The sequence below is a fragment of the Daejeonella sp. genome, assembly GCF_044348475.1.
GTDB lineage: Bacteria > Bacteroidota > Bacteroidia > Sphingobacteriales > Sphingobacteriaceae > Daejeonella.
Genome location: NZ_JBIKSU010000035.1, coordinates 1 through 20,769, shown reverse-complemented (window position 1 = coordinate 20,769; position 20,769 = coordinate 1). Strand labels below are relative to the sequence as shown.

Here is a 20,769-nt window from a genome sequence, read left to right as displayed (position 1 = left end):
TCGCCATTTCGATGGTCCCTTAAAACAGTTGCACCTTGCTCTTTTGCGATGGTTTCAGTATCATCAGTTGACGCATTATTAACAACAATCGTTTCATTGACCAAATCAGGAATATCTGCTAAAACCTTAGCAATTGATTTGCTTTCGTTGAATGCCGGTATGATCACATATACTGCTGGTTTTTTGTTCTCAGAATACATTATTTATCTTCCTATCGCTTGTAAGATTCAAATCTTCCTTCTTCAGCTAAATTTTCAAGGTTAAGAACCCCTCTAGGGCATACAGCTGAGCATATTCCGCATCCCACACATGACGCGCGTATTATATTTTCGCCTTTTTGAGCGTATGCTCTTACGTCAATTCCCATTTCACAGTAAGTTGAGCAATTACCGCATGAAATGCACTGACCCCCATTTGTTGTAATCCTGAATTTTGATTTGAATCGTTGAAATAATCCTAGAATTGCTGCCATAGGGCAACCAAAACGACACCAAACCCTTGATCCCATAATTGGGTAAAATCCTGTTCCAATCACGCCAGAAAATACTGAGCCTATTAGAAAACCATAGCATTGTGAAAACAATCCGGATGCATCACCAAGGATAGTGCCATTTTTCCATGAATTTAACCATAATAAAGCGGTGGTTAAGGTAACGAAAACCAGTACAGAATGAACCATCCAGCGTTCTACTTTCCATGCTTTGAGTGATTTATCTGAATTTTGTCTATAAGGATCACCTAATGTTTCTGCTAAGGCACCACAACCACATACCCATGAGCAATACCAGCGTTTGCCATAATTATAGGTTAAAATTGGTGTGGCAATAAACGTCATGACAAGCCCCCAAAAAACCATAAAAACTCCAATATTTCCTGATTGGATTAGGTAATTGATGTCATTTGGAAATAAATAGGAATATTTTAATGGCCAGAAATAGGAAAAGTAGAATTCAGGTTGATTCAATTTCAATAAAAATGCAGGTAGTAAGAATGCAAATCCAAGTTGGAAAAACATAACTGATAGCGTTCTCAATACCTGGTATCTGTTCGATCTATACTTACCTATAAAACGAATGCCCATAATGATCACAGCAAGGGTATACAATGTGCCGTATAAAAACCACTGGTCGGATGCTTTGTTTCTAAGTATATTACTCAATGGATCCATAGTTCTGATCAATCCTTCCAAATATTGGGGAAACCAATATAGAATGATGTAAAATCCAGTCATCAAAATCCCAATTCCCCATGCTATGCCACCCCGATTTGTTGCTGGACTATGCATAATGCCATTGTTCTTTATACCCGGTATTCCTTTAAAATAGGGGATTGAAAAAATAATTCCTCCTGCAAAAATGAAGACTATTATTAACCAAAAAAAGAGTGCAGACTGAGTTTCACCCTGACCAAATGCAGCTATTATTGCACAAAGTAGTGCAGCCGCAATAAGGCTAGTTCCTATCTTTTGTGAAAGAAGGCCTTCTGTGGGCTTTGCTATTGATAAGGAATGGTCTTGCATTTTTTATTTAAAAATGATCAATTTATAGGGTTACTGCTAAAAGATTTTGCTATTTTTTTATCATGGGCATCCGAAAATTCAGGATTGAACCAACCCTGTTTAAGATTATCTATAACATATTCTATTTCTTTTTGCTCGCGTATCCATTGTTCAGCTATCACTTGTCTGAACCGTATTCCTATAAAATTAAACCCAATTATGCTTCTGTCTGATTTATTATAATTGGCCCTGAATGAAATTTTACCATTTTCATGTGCCCAGTAAAAGCTCTCTTGTTCAGGGGTAATTTCAGCTAGAACTTTTCCATAAGTTTGGAATTCAAGATCAAAGAATTTGGCTGAATTGAACCAAATTCCACGATCATAAGTTGTTTTATAGCCACATATTGTATTGGCTAATGTTTCACCCTGCATTTTACCGGTATACCATAACTGTTCAATTGGGGCTTCTCCGGTTTTTGCAAAACGAAACTGAGCACAGTCGCCTGCAGCAAAAACATCTGGGATATTGGTTTCTAAAAATTCATTAACTAATATTCCTTTTTCTATTTCTATACTACTATTTTTAAGAAAGTTAATATTGGGTTTAACTCCTGTTGTTATTCCTAAAAATTGGCAATCAATAGTTTCATTTTGTTTGGTTACAACACTATGTACACTAAGCTGATCGATACTTTTTATTTCTTTGAGTTCTGTATTGAATTTTAGTGTAATTCCATGTTTATGGAGGTGATTTCCAATTAATTGTGCTTCTTCTTTTGGTAATACGTTAGCCCAATAGGCATTTTCTCGTATTAACATAGTGACAGAAATATTGCGGCTATGGAGCATTTCAGCCATTTCTATGCCAATTAAACCTCCGCCAACAATCACTGCTGAAGATATGTTACTTGTGTTTTTCTCCATTTTCGCCAAATCCTGAAGATTGTAAAGTGCCTGAACACCATTTAAATCTTCGCCTGGGAATCCAAAATTATTTGGAATTGAACCAGTTGCTAAAACTAGTTTATCATAATTTAAGATTCTGCTATCCTCTAATTCAATAGATTTATCTACTGTGTTTAAGTAGTTGACAGTTGCTTGGATAAGATTTATTCTGTTCTTGCTCCAAAACCAATCCTCATAGGGCTTTGTATTTTCATACTTCATATGACCCATATAAATGTACATGAGGGCTGTACGAGAATAGAAATGCTCGCTCTCGTCAGAGATCACAGTAATTGTGGCATCAGAGTTTTTCTTGCGTATATTTCGGGCGCAGGTAATACCAGTAATGCCGTTTCCTATTATGATAATGTTCATGAATAGTAATTGATGCGTTTTTTTGAGTTATGTCTAAGCAATAGTACGAGTATACGGAAAACCATCTATAATCAGATTGACTAACTCTGTTTAGGACCTTAGAAATTTTAAGCAGCCGATTTTTTTTGTAATGCTATCGCCTAATTATGGAGTATGAATTCATTGCCTGAATTATATATTTTCTGAATTAGACGGTCGATAACTACTATAAATTTACTCGATTAGGCATAAATTAGAAATCTACCCAGTATTAAATTTTTTCCTAGTTAAAAAAAAGCGATAAAGAATTGATTAAAGATCATTGTTAAAAATGTCTTTTCCCGTAATTGGTTTTAAACCGTTGACTTAATGCCCTTTAGCACTGGCTTCAATCCTTTTAATATCAGCACCTAGGGCTCTGAGGCGGATATCAATATCCTGATAACCGCGTTCAATTTGTTCGATATTATAGATTATAGAAGTTCCTTGAGCTGAAAGAGCCGCAATTAGTAAGGATACACCAGCTCTGATATCTGGCGAAGTCATTTCTATGCCACGAAGTTTTACTTTTTTATCAAGGCCTATTACTGTTGCTCTATGTGGGTCACATAAAATAATTTGGGCACCCATATCAATTAATTTATCGACAAAGAATAAACGGCTTTCAAACATCTTCTGGTGAATCAAAACATTCCCTTTTGCTTGAGTTGCTATTACAAGCATGATACTTAAGAGGTCTGGTGTGAATCCAGGCCAAGGGGCGTCGGCAATAGTCATAATTGATCCATCAATGAAGGTCTCTACTTCATAATGTTTTTGTGCCGGAATAAAGATATCGTCGCCCCTTAATTCAAATTTTATACCTAGCTTTCTGAATACCTCTGGAATCATTCCGAGTTCTTCAAAGCGAACATTTTTAATAGTTATTTCAGATTCAGTCATGGCTGCAAGACCGATGAATGATCCAATTTCAATCATATCGGGCAATAAACGATGTTCTGTGCCACTGAGTTTGGTTACACCTTCAATGTTAAGTAAGTTAGAACCAACCCCAGTAATTTTTGCACCCATGCGGTTAAGCATTTTGCACAATTGTTGTAGGTAAGGCTCGCATGCAGCGTTATAAATGGTTGTGGTTCCTTTCGCTAAAACTGCAGCCATAACAACATTGGCAGTGCCTGTAACCGATGCTTCATCAAGTAAAATATATGCTCCTTTTAAATTACTCGCATCTACATTAAAGAAATTCGTTTTCTTGTCATAGATAAATTTAGCACCTAGTTTTTCAAAACCTAGAAAGTGTGTGTCAAGTCTTCTACGCCCTATTTTATCACCACCTGGTTTCGGTATAGCTGCTTTGCCAAAACGAGCCAATAATGGGCCAACAATCATTATTGAGCCTCTTAAACTGCCTCCTTTTGCTCTGAATGATTCAGATTGAAAGAAATCTAGATTGATATTCTTGGCCTCAAATGTATAGGTATCTTTACTTAGACGTTCAACTTTTACACCAAGGTCGCCAATCAGCTCGATCAGTTTATTAACATCCTTGATGTCGGGGATATTACTGATTGTGATTTTTTCTTCAGTAAGAAGAACAGCCGAAATGATTTGTAATGCTTCGTTTTTTGCGCCCTGAGGTATTATTTCACCTTTTAGTGGCTTGCCACCAACAATTTCAAATGCGTTCATTTGTACTGCGAGATTTTATATAATTGATTAGATATTAGACAAAGCACTAATTTACAAAAACTAGCTTTTGTTCCTTTAATAAAATGAAATTGAATTGTTTTTAACAAAGGCAATGCTGTGATCTTATTTGAATTATTTTTCAGAATAAAATTAGTAACGTTTGCCACCACCAGAATTGTTTGTTCTTTGGCGATTAGTTCCAGGAGTATTCCGGTTAGTATTTTGTCTTCCTTTATTTTGGTTCGAATTCCGTTGTCTGCTTGGAGAAACAACTTGTCTTACCTCAACTCGCTGAAGGTTAACATTTTCTTCAAGTTGAAGTTCTCCATTTGACATTTCACGAAGATCTTTTATAATGGTTTCATCAGCAACGCTATCCTTATTCCAGGTTACATAGGCCATTTTCATGAAATTAGCAATCGATTGTACCATTGCTTTTTTGCGCTCTGGTTCTTCAATAGCTTTAGCTTTGCTAATCATTAACTCAACTGTTTTACCGTAATGTTTATATTTAATACGTTGTTGAGGGTAAGATAAAGGAGCAGGTTTAAACCTAATAGCATCTTCAGATGGTTTGGGATAGGGCGAATCAACATCAATTTTGAAATCGGAAATGATATGTAAATGGTCCCATAATTTATGTTTAAAATCAGCTACATCACGAAGATGAGGGTTTAAAAAACCCATCAAATCAATAACCACCTGAGCATAACGATTTCTTTCATCCTTGGTAGGTAAATCAACAATATATTTCACCATATTTTGAACATTACGTCCATATTCGGCTAATATTAATTTTTTCCTTGTGGTATTATAATCGAATGTCATTGTAATTGTATTATTTGGAGGTACAAATATGCAGTTTATATGCCTTAAATTGCGATTTTGTTTTTATTTTATAATTTTCAATTTAGCAAATTTTAACAATAATTGCTTCTGTCCTAAATCTTTAAAGAATATTGTTGCTTTTAGGTCTGGTTTGTTGCCTTCCATTTGAATAACTTTTCCAAAACCAAATCGTTCATGTTCTACTTCCATTCCAACTTGTAATCCCGATGTATCAGAAGGGCTGAAGCCTTCGCTAGGTACGTGTGCTTTGGGTAAAATTGAACTTGTTTTTACTGAAGAAAATGGTTTAGGTTTACTAAACATTTCTTTTTGTTGCCAAGTTGACCCTTCTTCGCCCAAGAATGGATTATCCGATTTTTTGGGTGCTTGTTTAAAGTCAAGTTCAAGGTAGCCGGCATCAATTTCTTCTATAAACCGACTCGGTTCACAGCTGGTTAAAGTTCCCCAACGGTAACGTGATGTTGCATATGAAAGCGTAAGTTTTTTACCAGCACGGGTAATTCCAACATAGAATAACCTGCGTTCTTCCTCTAGATCTGCCCTTGAGCTTAAAGACATTTGGGATGGGAATAGATTCTCTTCAAGTCCAACAACAAAAACATTATCAAACTCCAATCCTTTTGCTGAATGAATGGTCATCAATGATACCGTATCGGCATCCGGATTTTTATCATTGTCGTCATTGGTCAGGAGCGCAATATCTTGCATGAAAATGTCAAGACCTCTATCTTCAATATCTTCACGTTCACTGAATTCTTTGATACCATTTAGTAATTCCTGAATATTTTCATACCTACTTAAACCTTCAACTGATTTGTCTGAATACAGATCTTTAAGAAGGGTTGAATGCTGTGCAATATGCAAGGCTGTATCATAAGCGGAATGAGTTTTTGTCATTACCTGAAAACTTTGAATAAGTAATGCGAAAGTTGCAACTGCGCCAGCGCTTCGGGAGTCAAGATACTTGGGGGCCTCGCAAATAATTTCCCATAAGGTCATATTATTTTGATCAGCTGCAATCATAATTCGCTCAATGGTTGTATCTCCAATACCACGGCGAGGGTAATTTATTATTCTTTTTATTGCCTCTTCGTCGTTAGGGTTGAATGTCAATCTGAAGTAAGCAATTAGGTCTTTAATTTCTTTACGTTGGTAAAATGATAGACCACCATATATTTTGTATGGAACATTTAACTTTCTAAGGGCTTCCTCCATTGCTCTTGACTGAGCATTTGTACGATACAGAATGGCAAAATCATGGTATTTGGAGCCTTTTAAAGCTTGTTCCTGCGCAATTGCTTCAGCAACTATTTTACCCTCTTCATTATCGCTGAAGGCTCTGCAAACTTTTATTTTATCGCCGGTTTCATTTTCAGAAAAAACAGACTTTTTAAGTTGATTTTTATTGTTTGCAATAATGCTATTAGCTACGTTGACAATATTTTGTGTAGACCGATAATTCTGTTCTAGTTTATATACTTTCAGGTCTGGGTAATCTTTTTCAAAATTGAGTATGTTCTGAATATTCGCACCTCGAAAAGCATAGATACTTTGTGCATCATCGCCAACCACACAAATATTTTCATTATTTGCGGCAAGTTTTTTTACAATGAGGTATTGCGAATAATTGGTATCCTGATACTCATCTACCATTAAATATTTGAATTTATTCTGGTATTTATATAAAACCTCAGGATGTTCTCTTAAAAGTACATTGGTTTTGTATAAAAGGTCATCAAAGTCCATTGCACCAGACTTAAAACACCTTTGCGCATATATTTGGTATAACTCACCGATGCTTCCCCGTCCGGTTGAAAAATCTTCAGCCTGAATTTGAGCGTTTTGTAAATATGCAGCTGGAGATACTAGGTTATTTTTGGAAGATGAAATGCGATTGTAAACAAAATTGACATTATAGAGTTTTTCATCAAGCTGCTTTTCTTTGATGATGGTTCTTATCAAACTTTTACTATCATCAGTATCATAAATTGTAAAGTTACTTGGATAACCAATTTTTGTTGATTCTACTCTAAGAAGCTTCGCAAAAACCGAGTGAAAGGTGCCCATCCAAATGTTTTTGGCTTCCTCGCCAACTACTTTCATAATGCGTTCCCGCATTTCTTTTGCAGCTTTATTTGTAAAAGTAAGTACCAGAATATTAAATGGATCTACGTCTTTTCTGATCAAGTGTGCTACGCGGAAGGTAATTACCCGCGTTTTCCCAGATCCTGCACCTGCCACTATCATAACCGGACCTTCGGTCTGCTCAACTGCTGCCCTTTGGGAAGGATTTAATCCATCTAAATAATCCAAAATTTATACCTGTTTTTTCTGCTAAATTACTAAAGAGATTTGAGATTTGAGGGTTCGGTTTGTGTAGAATTTCTATACCATTGAACTTGAATTCAATAAAAAATGAGCTGAACTAATTTAATTGAAATTCAAACTGATGAATTGTGAATAGGGGCAAAGCAAAACTAACTCCAAAAACTGTTATTTTTAATATTTAAGCCACATAGGTTAGGCATTTAACATGAATCATTCCTAAAAATAAATTCAAGCGTTCAAATTTCTATACCATATTCTGTAGCCAGTAAGTATATAGTTTATACTGATTATTTATTTACTGATTTTTTTTGAACCAGTTTTTGGCTACAATTAGATTTATATCTTTGTAGCAAAACCAATGATATGCAAGACATAAGAAAGTATGTTAATGACAATAAGCAACGCTTCTTAGATGAACTTTTTGAGCTGCTTAGATTCCCATCTATTAGTGCAGATCAAAAATATAAGGATCAAATGCTCAAAACTGCTGAGTTTGTAGCAGAAAAGCTAAAGTTAGCTGGAGCTGATTTGGTAGAAATTTGTCCTACAGCGGGTTATCCAATAGTTTATGGTCAGAAAATTCTAGATGCATCACTTCCAACGGTTTTGGTTTATGGGCATTATGATGTTCAGCCGCCAGATCCTCTTGAATTATGGAAAACCCCGCCATTTGAACCAACAATACGAGATCAAAAAATTTATGCTCGGGGTGCCTGCGATGACAAGGGTCAATTCTACATGCACGTAAAGGCTTTTGAGCTGATGATGAGTACAAATACGCTTCCTTGTAATATAAAATTCATGATTGAAGGTGAGGAAGAGGTCGGTTCAAGTAATCTTGGAATTTTTGTTAATAACAATAAAGAACGATTAAAAGCAGATGTAGTGTTAATATCTGATACCTCTATGATCAGCTTAGAACATCCTTCTCTAGAAACCGGTTTACGTGGACTCTCTTATGTTGAGGTTGAAGTTTGCGGGCCAGATCGCGACTTACACTCTGGGGTTTATGGAGGTGCTGTTGCAAATCCAGCAACTATACTTGCAAAACTTATCGCATCCATGCATGATGAAAACAATCATATTACTATTCCTGGTTTTTATGATGATGTGTTAGAGTTGAGTGCCGTAGAGCGTGAAATGCTAAATAAAGCTCCATACAATGAGAATGAATATAAAATTGACCTTAAAGTTGATGAGTTATGGGGTGAAAAAGGGTATACAACCTTAGAACGTACGGGTACGCGCCCAACGCTAGAAGTAAATGGAATTTGGGGAGGTTATATCGGTGAAGGTGCTAAAACAGTTTTGCCTTCAAAAGCCTTCGCTAAAATTTCAATGCGTCTTGTTCCTAATCAGCAATCAGATAAGATTACTAAATTGTTCAAAGACCACTTCGAAGGTATTGCCCCAAAAAGTGTAAAAGTGAAGGTTACCCCTCATCATGGTGGAGAACCTGTTGTAACGCCAACCGATAGTATCGCATACAAAGCCGCACAAAAAGCAATTTTAGAATCATTCGGCAAAGAACCAATACCAACCCGAGGTGGTGGCAGTATACCAATTGTAGCTTTATTCGAAAAGGAATTAGGTATAAAAACTGTTTTAATGGGTTTTGGTTTGGATAGTGATAATCTTCATTCACCGAATGAAAAATATGACATCGCTAATTTTTATAAGGGAATAGAAACTATTCCACTTTTCCATAAATACTTTGCTGAGCTAAGCAAATAAAACGGGTTCTTACTATCTCATTTTGGGAATGCTGCCCGGAATGAGATATTAATTTAAATTCTCCACATTTCGCAGGTTTTCAAAAAATCTTCATCTGCATCAGCTCCTATTCCAGGAGTATCTGGAATGTCAAGATAAAACCCCTGATAAGTTACTCCGCCTACCACCGGATCTGCCAGATGGCCAAGCAGACATGTGTCTAGATCGAAGTATTTAATATTCGGACAAGCATATGCAAAATGTAAGTTTGCACTTAGCGCAATCCTGCTTTCAAGCATGCTCCCAATCATACAGGGAACTTCAAACTCATGTGCAATCTGATGAATTTCTAAACTTTCATGTATACCACCAGATTTGGCAAACTTGATATTAATTAGGTCGCAGGCATTTGAGTTAATTAGCTTTCTAGCATCATGATGAGTGTAGCAGCTTTCATCAGCCATGATTTTTATTGAGGTCTTTTTTCTTAATTCAGGTAAATAATCATCATACCAAGTACGCATGGGTTGTTCACAAAATTCGATATCGAGCTTACTCATCTCATTTAAACAATAGCATGCTTCATCAAATGTCCAACCTTGATTTGCATCAATACGTATGATCATGGAATTTCCTACAGCCTCTCGTATTTTTCGTATTCTTTCTATATCTGTTGCAGGTTTCTTGCCAAGTTTTATCTTTAATATGCTTGCTCCTTGCTGTTTATATTTAATTGCTAGCAAAGCCATTTCATCCGGACTACCAATTCCTATGGTCATGTCTGTTTCAATGGATCTCTTTAATCCACCTAGATATTTATAAAGTGGTTGATCCTGGTTTTTAGCTGCAAGGTCATAGAGTGCCATATCAAATGCACTTTTAATAGTAGGGTTGTGTGCAGAGTAATTATGCAGATCTTGAAGGCGAGCAGCAATATCAAGGGCATCTTTCCCTTTCCAGATTTTTGCAAAATCTTTGGCCATAGCCAAACAAGTTTCCTGAGTTTCTCCAACAATCATTGGAAAAGCAGAGCATTCTCCAACACCATATAGATTTGTATCGGTATGAACACGAATGAATACATTCTGAGCATAATCCATTGTTCCAGTTGCAATTACAAAAGGCTCCATTGGAATACTAAATCTGTATATATCTAGATGGGTAATTTTCATGGCGAAATTTAGCACTTTATGTCTGACCAGGGAAATAATTCTATAAAAAAAGGCTCAAATAACAATACTCAGTAAGTATTTTGCCCAATAGGAATGGTAAATGATTATTTTTGTATTTAAATAGAATGAAATGTCAAATAGACTAAAAAATCAGACATCGCCATATCTTCTGCAACATGCAAACAATCCTGTAGATTGGTTTCCATGGGGTGAAGAAGCTTTAGCAAAAGCTAAAAATGAAAATAAACTTATTTTAGTGAGTATCGGATATTCTGCTTGTCATTGGTGTCATGTTATGGAGCATGAAAGCTTTGAAGACCAAGACGTGGCCGATATTATGAACAAGTTTTTTGTTTGTATTAAGATAGATCGTGAGGTTCGCCCCGATATTGATCAAATTTATATGGATGCCGTTCAATTAATGACTGGCAGTGGTGGCTGGCCATTAAATTGTTTTTGTTTACCCGATCAGCGTCCAATTTACGGAGGCACCTATTTCAAAAAGGAAGATTGGAAAAGCCTCTTGAGAAATCTTGCCGACTACTGGCAACAAAAACCTGACGAAGCAGTTGCTTATGCTGTAAGGCTAACTGAAGGAATCAATAAGAGTGAACTTCTTGTTAAAATTGCAGAAGAAGTAGAATATTCTAAAGCAGATGTTTCAGCTATTTTTGATACATGGAAGCGTTCATTTGATCTGGTAGAAGGCGGTTATAATCGTATCCCCAAATTTCCGCTCCCCAACAACTGGCAATTTATGCTGCGTTATGCACATTTAATGAGTGATGATGTGGCACATACCGCCAGTCGTGTTACTTTACAAAAAATGGCATTTGGCGGAATTTATGATCAGATAGGTGGTGGTTTTGCTCGGTATTCAGTTGATGGAAGATGGCATATTCCTCATTTTGAGAAAATGTTATATGACAATGCACAACTCGTATCGCTTTACTCAGAAGCATTTCAATATACGCCTGACCCAATTTATAAGCATGTTGTTTTTGAATGTTTAGAATTTATTGAAAGAGAAATGACCTCTGCAGAGGGCGGATTTTATTCTGCCATTGATGCCGATAGTGAAGGTGTAGAAGGAAAATTTTATTCTTTTACGAAGGATGAAATAAAGACAATTTTAGGAGATGAAGAAGCCCTGTTCAGTATTTTCTATCAAGTGACCGAAGAAGGAAATTGGGTTGAAGAAGGTACTAATGTTTTTAATCGGAAATTCGAAAATACTGACCTCGCATTGCAATTAGGTATTTCAGTTACTGAATTAGAAAGCAAGATTACTCTGGCCAAATCTAAACTCCTTGATGCTCGTTCTTCTCGTATTCGCCCTGGTTTGGATAATAAAATTCTTGCATCCTGGAATGGGATGATGTTGAAAGCTTACTCAGATGCGTACCGGGTTTTTGGAAATTCTAAATTTCTTGAAATTGCAAAACTAAGTGCTGATTTTATTTGTAAAAAGCTAATCAATTCAAATGAACTGATCCGGGTTTATAATCCAGATATACTGCAAGCAGATCATTCAGTAGCTTTTCTTGATGATTATGCTTTTGTTATTGATGGTTTGATCGGACTTTATGAAGCATGTTTTGATGAAACGTATCTTCAAATTGCAAAACAGCTTACCGAAAATGCGATTTCAGAATTTTATGATGAAAAAAGTGGCATGTTCTTTTATACTGCAAAGTCAGGTGAGCAGTTAATTGCTAGAAAACAGGAAATAATTGATAATGTAATACCATCTTCTAATTCAATGATGGCTCATAATTTATTTAAAATGGGCCATTTTTATGATCATAAGGAGTATTTAAACATTTCTAAACAAATGTTGCGAAATGTACATCCTCAAATCAAAACCTATGGATCTGGGTATTCTAATTGGGCATCCTTATTATTATACCATGTTTTTGGAGTCTATGAAATTGCTATAACAGGAATTACGGCCGAAGAAAAAAGAATGGAATTAGAAAAATATTATATTCCTAACAAAATACTTTTGGGAGGTTCTTCAGGAACATTACCTTTGCTTAAAGATAAATGGGCCTCAGAAACAAAAATTTATGTGTGCCAAAACAAAACATGTTTATTACCTGTAATTGAGGTGATTGACGCAATTAAACAAATCGATAACCCAAGTACAACGCCGGGAGCTGGGTAAAAAGAATCCTAGCCTGTCAATTACTTAATTTTTAAAAAATGACAATTCAATTAAACAGCGTTGTAGCGCTAACGTACGATCTTTACACAAAAGAAAATGATCAGGAAGTATTTGTAGAAAAAGCAGATGAACAAAATCCATTAGTTTTTTTATTTGGTGTTGGAATGATGCTTCCAAAATTCGAAGAAAATTTAGCTGGTCTGAACATTGGTGATTCCTATGATTTTCATCTTAAGGCTGAAGATGCGTATGGAGTGAAAGATGAAACTAGAATCACTGATCTTCCAAAAGAGATGTTTGGTGATATGGAAATTCCAGAGATCGGTTCTATTTTGCCTTTACAGGATGACCAGGGTCATCAATTTAGTGCAAGAGTGAAAGAAATAACAGAATCTGCTGTAATTGTAGATTTAAATCACCCTATGGCTGGTCAGGATCTGCATTTTATCGGAAAAATTATTTCAGTTCGCCCTGCAACTGATGAAGAACTAGCTCATGGACATGCTCATGGTGCTGATGGTCATGAATCGCATTAAAACAACATAATTTTAAAAAAGGGTATTGATAATTTCAATACCCTTTTTTGTTTTAAAAGATTTTTATAACTCGTAAATGGTATTAAATAGCTGTTTTGAAAAAAAATATAAAAAATCATCTTCTCTTCATCTTGGCAAAATAATTTTATAGAAAAAATAAACAACATGAAGAAAAATCCACTAATCAAAAGCGCTTTACTTGTATTAAGTGTAGCCTTATTGAGCCTAGGCTCTTGTAAAAAAGAAAACATTTCATTAGACAATGAACTTGAATTTGCAAAACTTGAAGCCATAACTATTGCCAGTACATCTGCAATTTCTGGTTTTGGGAATACATCCGACAGTTTGTATGCAATGGAAGCTTGCAAAAAGGGTAATAAGAAAACAGCTATTGAATTATCAGCCCTTTCTGCCACTATTACAACTTACCTTAGTGCCAACTACTCTGGTTTTACTTTTCAAAAGGCTTTTAAGATTGCAAATCAAACAACTTCTGCTGTTGAGAGTTTTGTAGTTGTTTTTCAGTTTAATGCTAAGCCCGTGGCATTAAAATTTGATGCAGCCGGAGCTTTTGTTAAGGTACTGGAGCAAAGAGAAGGCCGTAACATGAAAGGCCGTGGTGGTTGGAATGCTGGGGGTTGTTTTGATAACAGAGATGGAAAGCAACGCGACACTATTGCAATAAGTGCTATTCCTGCATTGATTAAGACTTATATGACTACTACCTACTCAGCCGATACACTAGTTCATGCTTTTGTTAATAAGGATCAAAGTATGGTAGTAATTAGTAAAAATGTAACTTATTTTGCGACTGCATTTAGCACTACGAATAGTTTCATTAAGCGAACTGATTTACCAGCTTCGCCTGCAAAAGGAAGATCTATTGAAGCATCTGCTTTACCAGCTGGTGCAACAACTTACTTGACTACTACCTATCCTAATTATGTTTTCAAGAAAGCTTTTGAATTAAAAACAAATAGCGCTATCAAAGGGTATCTGGTATTAATTGATGCCAACCTGACTAAATACGCAATCCATTTTGATGCTAACGGACAATTTGTAAAAGCGGTTACAATCAGATAAGTAACTACTAGTTATTTTTAAAAGCAGCTTCCTCTAGGGTAGCTGCTTTTTTTAGTATTCCAGTTTTTGCAATTGCCTCTAAAATCACTTTCTGTGTGCATTTACCTCATAAATATTTGTATAATTATATAAATTGCATGTTCTGATTTGAATTTAAATGGTTAAATTCTGATTGATATTAGCTAGTTATTATTATCCGACAAACAAATATTTAGTATTAATGAACAAACAAATTCTTTTTTTACTCTTTTTTTTACTCTCATTTAGTGCAAACAGTCAGGTAACTACCAACAGTATTTCTATTATTCCTCAACCGGCTCATATTTTAAAAGGATCTGGTCATTTTATCTTTCCAAAAGAAATTTTGATTCATGCACCAGATTCGCCAGAGCTATTTAGAACAATTTCAATTCTTAGTGAAAGACTATCATTGCCAACCGGCAATCAGGTAAGTTCTGCGATTAGTTCAAACGGGGCAACAATACAATTGTTGTTGAATGATAACGATGATAGTCAACTGGGAAAAGAGGGCTATACGCTCTCGGTTACTCTTGCAGGAATTAAAATAAAAGCCAATAAACCTGCTGGATTATTTTATGGTGTTCAAACATTGCTCCAACTACTTCCAAACCAAATTGAAAGTAAGACGCTAGTCAAAAATATTAATTGGATGGTTCCAATTGTTGAGATTCAAGATTTTCCTAAACTGGGTTGGCGGGGTTTAATGTTTGATGTGGCAAGACATTTTTTCACTAAAGATGAAGTGAAACAATACATCGATGCCATGTCGAAGTACAAGTATAATGTATTGCATTTGCACCTTACCGATGATGAAGGCTGGCGAATTGAAATAAAGGGATACCCAAAATTAACCGAAATTGGCGCATGGAATGTAAAAAGAGAAGGTGAATTTGGCGACTTTATTCCTCCATCAGCAAATGAGCCACGTAACTATGGCGGATTTTATACCCAGGAAGATATCAAGGAACTGGTGCGTTATGCCAAAGATCGATTTATAGAAATACTACCTGAAATAGATGTTCCTGGTCATAGCCTTGCAGCAATTGCTTCATATCCCGAATTATCATGTACCCCAGCTGCTGTTAATTATAAGGTTAGATCGGGCGAGAAAATCATGGATTGGTCTGGAGGGGCTCCACCAAAAGCTTTGTTAGACAATACACTTTGCCCGGCAAATGAACTCGCTTATAGTTTTATGGATACTGTAATTTCTCAACTGGCAACACTTTTTCCATTTGAGTATATTCATCTAGGTGGCGATGAGGCTCCGATTAATTTCTGGCAAAAAAACGAACAAATTAAAGCGTTGATGGCTCGAGAAGGCATTAAAAATATAGCTGAAGTGCAGGGATATTTTACCAGAAGAGTTGAAAAGATTGTTGAATCTAAAGGAAAAAAAATGATGGCCTGGGATGAAGTGCTAGAAGGAGGGGTGAGCCCTACTACCGCTGTTATGAGTTGGCGCGGAATGAAATATGGACTTGAAGCTGCCCTAAATAAGCATGAAGTTGTTATGAGCCCTACCGCCTATGCTTACCTCGATTATATGCAGTCTGATGTTATTTCAGAGCCAAGGGTATATGCATCGCTCCGTTTAAATAAGAGTTATGAATTTGAACCTGTTCCAGAAGGAGTAGATCCGCAGTATATCAAAGGGGGGCAGGCTAATTTATGGACCGAACAGGTATATACAATTCGACAGGCTGAATATATGACTTGGCCTAGAGCATTTGCAATCGCAGAATCTGTGTGGTCGCCAAAGGATAAGAAGAACTGGCCTGAATTCTTTTCAAGGGTTGAAGAACACTTTAAGCGGTTTGATTTTTCTGAAACAAAATATTCGCCAGCCGTTTATGATCCAATAGTTAAGGTGGGTAAAGCATTCGATAATAAACTCACTATTGATCTTAGTCTGGAAATTGAAGGGCTTGATATTTATTACAGTTTTGATAATTCTTTTCCAGATAGATTTTATCCTAAGTATATGGGTACATTAACTGCACCTATCGATGCTAAACAACTAAAGCTGATTACTTATAAAGATAAAGTACCTATTGGTAGGATGTTGACTATGCCTATCGCAGATTTAAAAAGGCGCGCAAGATTGTAATTTTTTGAAATGAAAAAGCCGGTGAATTAAACAATTTCCCGGCTTTTTTAGAAGTAGTTGAAATCTGATTTAAGCTAAAGAATAGAGTTCCTCGCGTTGTTGTTTTACAGCATCGCTATTAATGTATTCATCGTAGGTCATCAGTTTATCAATAATTCCACTTGGAGTTAATTCAATAATGCGGTTTGCAACAGTTTCAGTCAATTCATGATCTCTTGATGTGAATAAAATCACCCCTTTAAAATCTTTCATTCCGTTGTTTAAAGCCGTGATAGATTCCAAATCTAAATGGTTAGTGGGTTCATCAAACATCAAAAGATTGGCTTGCTGCAGCATCATACGTGAAAACATACATCTCATTTTTTCGCCTCCCGAAAGTACAGAAGATTGTTTCAATACCTCTTCGCCAGAAAATAACATTCGACCTAAAAAACCTCTGATAAACTGTTCATCTTTATCTCCTTCTGAATAATCTCGTAACCAATCTATCAGGTTTGTATCTTTTGTTGTAAAATAGTTTGAATTATCATTAGGGATATCTGCAATATTTATTGTTACACCCCATTTAAATGAACCTTTATAGTCAGAATCTCTGCCACTAAGAATATCATAAAATGCAGAAGTAGCTAAACTGTTTTCAGATAGAATGGCTATTTTATCTCCTTTATTAACCATTAGATTAATTCCAGAAAATAATGTTTCACCATTTAAATCTTTCTTCAGATTTTCTATTTGAAGGATTTGGTCACCGGCTTCTCTACCCTGGTGATTAAAGATGATACCTGGATATTTACGATTGGATGGTTTTATCTCATCGATATTAATTTTATCTAATGCCTTTTTACGACTAGTTGCTTGTTTAGACTTAGATGCGTTAGCACTAAATCGACGAATGAATTCTTGTAGTTCCTTGACTCTTTCTTCTGTCTTTTTATTCTGATCAGAGCGTTGTTTCAGCGCAAGCTGACTTGATTCATACCAGAACGTATAATTTCCAGTATAGATATTCATCTTGCTGAAATCAATATCCACTACATGGGTACAAACGGTATCTAAAAAGTGCCTATCGTGCGAAACTACTAGAATGATTCCCTCATAGGATGCAAGAAAATCTTCGAGCCAGGCAATAGTTTGAATATCTAAATCATTGGTAGGCTCATCGAGCAATAGAATATCTGGTTTTCCAAATAAAGCTTGAGCTAATAAAACTCTCACTTTTTGATTGCCATCTAGATCTTTAAGTAAATTATAATGAAATTCTTCTTTAATACCCAAATTGCTAAGCATGGTTGCTGCGTTATTCTCAGCATTCCATCCATCCATTTCTGCGAATAAATTCTCCAATTCACCTGCTCGTTCGCCATCCTTCTCTGAAAAATCGTCTTTTGCATAAAGCGCATCTTTTTCTTTCATGATGCTATACAATTCTTTATGTCCTATCATTACCGTTTCAATCACAGTAAATTCATCAAACGCATAGTGATTTTGAGTTAAAACCGCCATTCTTTCACCTGGAGTGAATGAAACTGAGCCACTTGAGGGGTCAATCTCTTTAGAAAGTATTTTAAGAAAGGTTGATTTACCGGCTCCATTTGCTCCAATAATGCCATAGCAATTTCCAGGAGTGAATTTCAAGTTTACTTCTTCAAAAAGAGTTCGCTTGCCGTAACGTAAAGAAAGATTTGATACTGTAATCATGAATAATTGATAAAGTGCAAAGCTACGGATTTTCAGTGGTATATGAAATTTAAACGGCCTTCTTGTCGGTTAATTTACGTTTTCATGTTATTAATTACCCTAGTTTTGGCTTTATCTATAGGCCTTGGTTAGTATGCTTTTGATCTGATTTTTTCATCGCTCTGGTTCAAGAAGGTTCACATTTCATTTATAATTGAGATTATCCGCTTAACAATTGCTGGAGGAATCATTTTTTTTATTCACAAAGCATGTCAAACACTGTGCATTTATTTAAATAATATGCTTCTTTGTACAAATGATTAGGATTAAAGAAGAATTGTTTAAACAGTGCCTACACTATGTAGAAGAATGCATAAATACCGCTCAACTTGCCATTGAAGATGCCCGATCTTCGGCAAATGATGACACCAAGAGTAGTGCAGGTGATAAGTTCGAAACCGGTCGAGAAATGATGCAGCAAGAAATTGACAGGAACAGGAAACAGTTAGAAGAAGCAAAAAAAATGAGGCTTGCTCTTGAACAGATTGAAAATCATCAGGTTTCAGAAATAATTCATTCTGGAAGCTTGGTCATAACTAATTTTGGTAAGTTTTATATCAGTATAAGTCGGGGTCAGATACAGGTAGATGGAATCAATTATTTTGCAATTTCTGCAGTTTCACCTATCGGTTTAAAACTAATGAGACAGAAAATTGGATATCAATTTGATTTCAATGGTAAGCCTATTGTTATAGAATCGATTTTTTAATTCTTAAAAATAATTTTAATTTTTTTCCTTTAGTTTTTTCTGAACAACATTTTTGTTCATCCAATTAACAATCTCTTTAGTCAATGCAATTCGTCTGTTTGAAAAGGCATGATCAGTATTCCAGATCTTATATTGAAATGTTTCACTTTTATTGTAATTGGTGAAACTGGAATTATTCATATGCTCATCCAAAACCATTATGGGTTTCTTTGATTTTTCGATCATCTTCTCAATATTATATTGATCGATATCATTTAAAATATCATTAAGAAATTGGTTAGGATCACAATTATGCATTCCAAGAGTCAATAGATATTCTTTAAGGCCAATTAAATTGCCTTCTGCATTTTCGCCCTGTAAAAGTGTGTAGGGATTAAAAACTGAAATGGCAAAAACTCCTTTTATTCTAGGATCTTTTAATCCTGCAATTAAGGCAATACCTGCTCCCATGCTATGGCCTACAAATGCAATTTTTTCAGTATCAACCTTTAGGGTTAGCCTGTTTAGGCTGTCAGTTAAGTAGTTAACCACAGCACTCGCGTCATCGATTGTGTTTTTGAATTTAAACTCACCTTTGCTACCCCAGGTACCGCGGTAGTTGAAATAAATCACATTAAAACCTGCCCGTCGCATATTTTGTGCGATGTCTAGATTTCGTTCATTGCCAGGTAAACCATGTAGAAGTACGATGGTTGGGTGTGGCCCTTGCCCATTCGCAGTATAGGCAAAGCCATACATAGTTGAACCTGACGATTTAATTTGTAGCTCTACCTGTCTTGCAGGATACAATTCGTCAGGTTTAAAATCAGTGTATAAGTAATCAATAGTGCTAGTTTCAGATTTAGAGGAATCTGATTTACATGAAGAAAAGAAAGAAAATGTTAGAACAAGAAAAAATAGTAAATGAATAACTTTCATAGTAGGTGCACGGAAATTAAGGACATAAAAAAGGGCCTAAGTTTAACACTTAGGCCCTTCAATATAGTTATAATTTTTATTGCACTTTAAAATCAATTTGAGTTTCTGCCCACATTAATGAAACTTTTCCATTCTTAGCAATTTCAAATGTCATCATCTCAGCAAATTGCTTTGATTTACCAGGTTTTACAGCTATGCGTAAAGCATCTTCACTTTCTTTATACACAGTTCCCCATTGCTTCCAGGTTTTGTTAAATATAATAGTCCATTCTTTTTCGTTTGGAATTGAATAGATGCTATATTTTCCAGCTAAAAGTTTTTGACCATCGATACTTACATCTTTACTTGTTTCAAACACTGTGGCTTCATTGGCGCCGGTTCTCCAAACTTTCCCAGCTGGGGCAAGTTCATTCATAGATCTGCCTTTTATTGAAGGTCGACTATAATCAATTGAAATTTGGGCACCAGATCCTAAAGTTTGGGATACTATTGCCGGTTGACTTGCTCTTTTGCTTTTATCTTGCTGAGCAGATGCATTAAACGTAGTGAATAACCCAGCGATAAGGCTTAGTAGTACTATTTTTTTCATATTTTTTTTATTTGTTAACTAATATAATGGTTTAACACAGGATAAATCCTTTAAGGCTAAGATTTAAAAACTTTTTACAATGCTATTATGAAGTGTTTTAGTATTCCAATAGCCACTTGCAATGATTCTTCGGATTGTAAATAGTGGATCGTTTTCATCCCTCTTTTCGGCAAGAATAAATGCTGAGGTAAATCCCCGTTTCTTTAATTCAGGAATTGCCTCTTTGTTCCACAAACCAAATGGGTAGGCAAAATACTTGACATCTTTACCCGTGATCTCTTTTAGCGTTTTGGTTGGTTTTTCAATCTGTGTAATCCAATCATCACCCTGGTATTTTTTAACATTC

17 protein-coding genes are annotated in these 20,769 nt (G+C 35.6%); 6 read left to right on the top strand and 11 right to left on the bottom strand.

The features are described 5' to 3' along the window. From ACIQZ6_RS08310 to ACIQZ6_RS08285, 6 genes are all read right to left on the bottom strand, one after another. On the bottom strand, positions 1-200 hold a 200-nt coding region (locus ACIQZ6_RS08310), incomplete at its 3' end, for a glycosyltransferase (protein ID WP_395810035.1). An 11-nt stretch (positions 201-211) separates the two neighbouring features. Further along, on the bottom strand, positions 212-1,519 hold the full coding sequence (locus ACIQZ6_RS08305) for a 4Fe-4S binding protein (RefSeq protein WP_395810033.1): 1,308 nt from the start codon (positions 1,517-1,519) through the stop codon (positions 212-214). Positions 1,520-1,536: 17 nt separating this feature from the next. Further along, positions 1,537-2,820 carry an NAD(P)/FAD-dependent oxidoreductase gene (locus ACIQZ6_RS08300; RefSeq protein ID WP_395810031.1) on the bottom strand — a complete coding sequence of 428 codons (1,284 nt, stop codon included), beginning with the start codon at positions 2,818-2,820 and terminating at the stop codon, positions 1,537-1,539. 345 nt (positions 2,821-3,165) lie between these two features. Further along, positions 3,166-4,491, bottom strand: coding sequence for a UDP-N-acetylglucosamine 1-carboxyvinyltransferase (gene murA, locus ACIQZ6_RS08295; RefSeq protein WP_395810029.1), 1,326 nt, complete (start codon positions 4,489-4,491; stop codon positions 3,166-3,168). 150 nt (positions 4,492-4,641) lie between these two features. Further along, positions 4,642-5,319 (bottom strand): DUF4290 domain-containing protein, encoded by a 678-nt coding sequence (locus ACIQZ6_RS08290; protein WP_395810027.1) that lies wholly within the window; start codon positions 5,317-5,319, stop codon positions 4,642-4,644. A 63-nt stretch (positions 5,320-5,382) separates the two neighbouring features. Continuing rightward, on the bottom strand, positions 5,383-7,653 hold the full coding sequence (locus ACIQZ6_RS08285) for an ATP-dependent helicase (protein WP_395810025.1): 2,271 nt from the start codon (positions 7,651-7,653) through the stop codon (positions 5,383-5,385). Between the two features lie 378 nt (positions 7,654-8,031). Here ACIQZ6_RS08285 and ACIQZ6_RS08280 point away from each other — a divergent pair, with 378 nt between their 5' ends. Then, a complete protein-coding gene (locus ACIQZ6_RS08280) occupies positions 8,032-9,402 on the top strand; it encodes a dipeptidase (protein ID WP_395810023.1) in 1,371 nt (456 codons plus the stop codon). Between the two features lie 53 nt (positions 9,403-9,455). Here ACIQZ6_RS08280 and ACIQZ6_RS08275 read toward each other — a convergent pair whose 3' ends face one another. Continuing rightward, positions 9,456-10,553, bottom strand: a complete 1,098-nt coding sequence (locus tag ACIQZ6_RS08275) for a mandelate racemase/muconate lactonizing enzyme family protein (protein ID WP_395810021.1) — start codon at positions 10,551-10,553, stop codon at positions 9,456-9,458. A gap of 130 nt (positions 10,554-10,683) precedes the next feature. Here ACIQZ6_RS08275 and ACIQZ6_RS08270 point away from each other — a divergent pair, with 130 nt between their 5' ends. The 4 genes from ACIQZ6_RS08270 to ACIQZ6_RS08255 all read left to right on the top strand — a co-directional run bounded on the left by ACIQZ6_RS08270 (position 10,684) and on the right by ACIQZ6_RS08255 (position 16,470). Continuing rightward, positions 10,684-12,720 (top strand): thioredoxin domain-containing protein, encoded by a 2,037-nt coding sequence (locus tag ACIQZ6_RS08270; protein ID WP_395810019.1) that lies wholly within the window; start codon positions 10,684-10,686, stop codon positions 12,718-12,720. A 38-nt stretch (positions 12,721-12,758) separates the two neighbouring features. Continuing rightward, on the top strand, positions 12,759-13,256 hold the full coding sequence (locus tag ACIQZ6_RS08265; RefSeq protein WP_395810017.1) for a peptidylprolyl isomerase: 498 nt from the start codon (positions 12,759-12,761) through the stop codon (positions 13,254-13,256). Between the two features lie 165 nt (positions 13,257-13,421). Then, a complete protein-coding gene (locus tag ACIQZ6_RS08260) occupies positions 13,422-14,339 on the top strand; it encodes a PepSY-like domain-containing protein (protein ID WP_395810015.1) in 918 nt (305 codons plus the stop codon). A gap of 220 nt (positions 14,340-14,559) precedes the next feature. Further along, positions 14,560-16,470, top strand: a complete 1,911-nt coding sequence (locus ACIQZ6_RS08255) for a beta-N-acetylhexosaminidase (protein ID WP_395810013.1) — start codon at positions 14,560-14,562, stop codon at positions 16,468-16,470. A gap of 69 nt (positions 16,471-16,539) precedes the next feature. Here ACIQZ6_RS08255 and ACIQZ6_RS08250 read toward each other — a convergent pair whose 3' ends face one another. Beyond that, complete coding sequence (locus ACIQZ6_RS08250) at positions 16,540-18,168, bottom strand: ABC-F family ATP-binding cassette domain-containing protein (protein WP_395810011.1); 1,629 nt, start codon at positions 18,166-18,168, stop codon at positions 16,540-16,542. A gap of 295 nt (positions 18,169-18,463) precedes the next feature. On the opposite strand from ACIQZ6_RS08250, the gene ACIQZ6_RS08245 reads away from it, so the two are divergent. After that, positions 18,464-18,916 (top strand): 3-oxoacyl-ACP synthase, encoded by a 453-nt coding sequence (locus ACIQZ6_RS08245; RefSeq protein WP_395810009.1) that lies wholly within the window; start codon positions 18,464-18,466, stop codon positions 18,914-18,916. Positions 18,917-18,931: 15 nt separating this feature from the next. On the opposite strand, the gene ACIQZ6_RS08240 is transcribed toward ACIQZ6_RS08245, so the two are convergent. The 3 genes from ACIQZ6_RS08240 to ACIQZ6_RS08230 form a co-directional block, all read right to left on the bottom strand. Continuing rightward, positions 18,932-19,834, bottom strand: a complete 903-nt coding sequence (locus tag ACIQZ6_RS08240) for an alpha/beta hydrolase (RefSeq protein WP_395810007.1) — start codon at positions 19,832-19,834, stop codon at positions 18,932-18,934. Positions 19,835-19,910: 76 nt separating this feature from the next. Continuing rightward, positions 19,911-20,423 (bottom strand): DUF2911 domain-containing protein, encoded by a 513-nt coding sequence (locus ACIQZ6_RS08235; RefSeq protein ID WP_395810005.1) that lies wholly within the window; start codon positions 20,421-20,423, stop codon positions 19,911-19,913. 63 nt (positions 20,424-20,486) lie between these two features. Further along, positions 20,487-20,769: polysaccharide deacetylase family protein (locus ACIQZ6_RS08230; RefSeq protein ID WP_395810003.1), on the bottom strand; the 283-nt coding region annotated here is incomplete at its 5' end.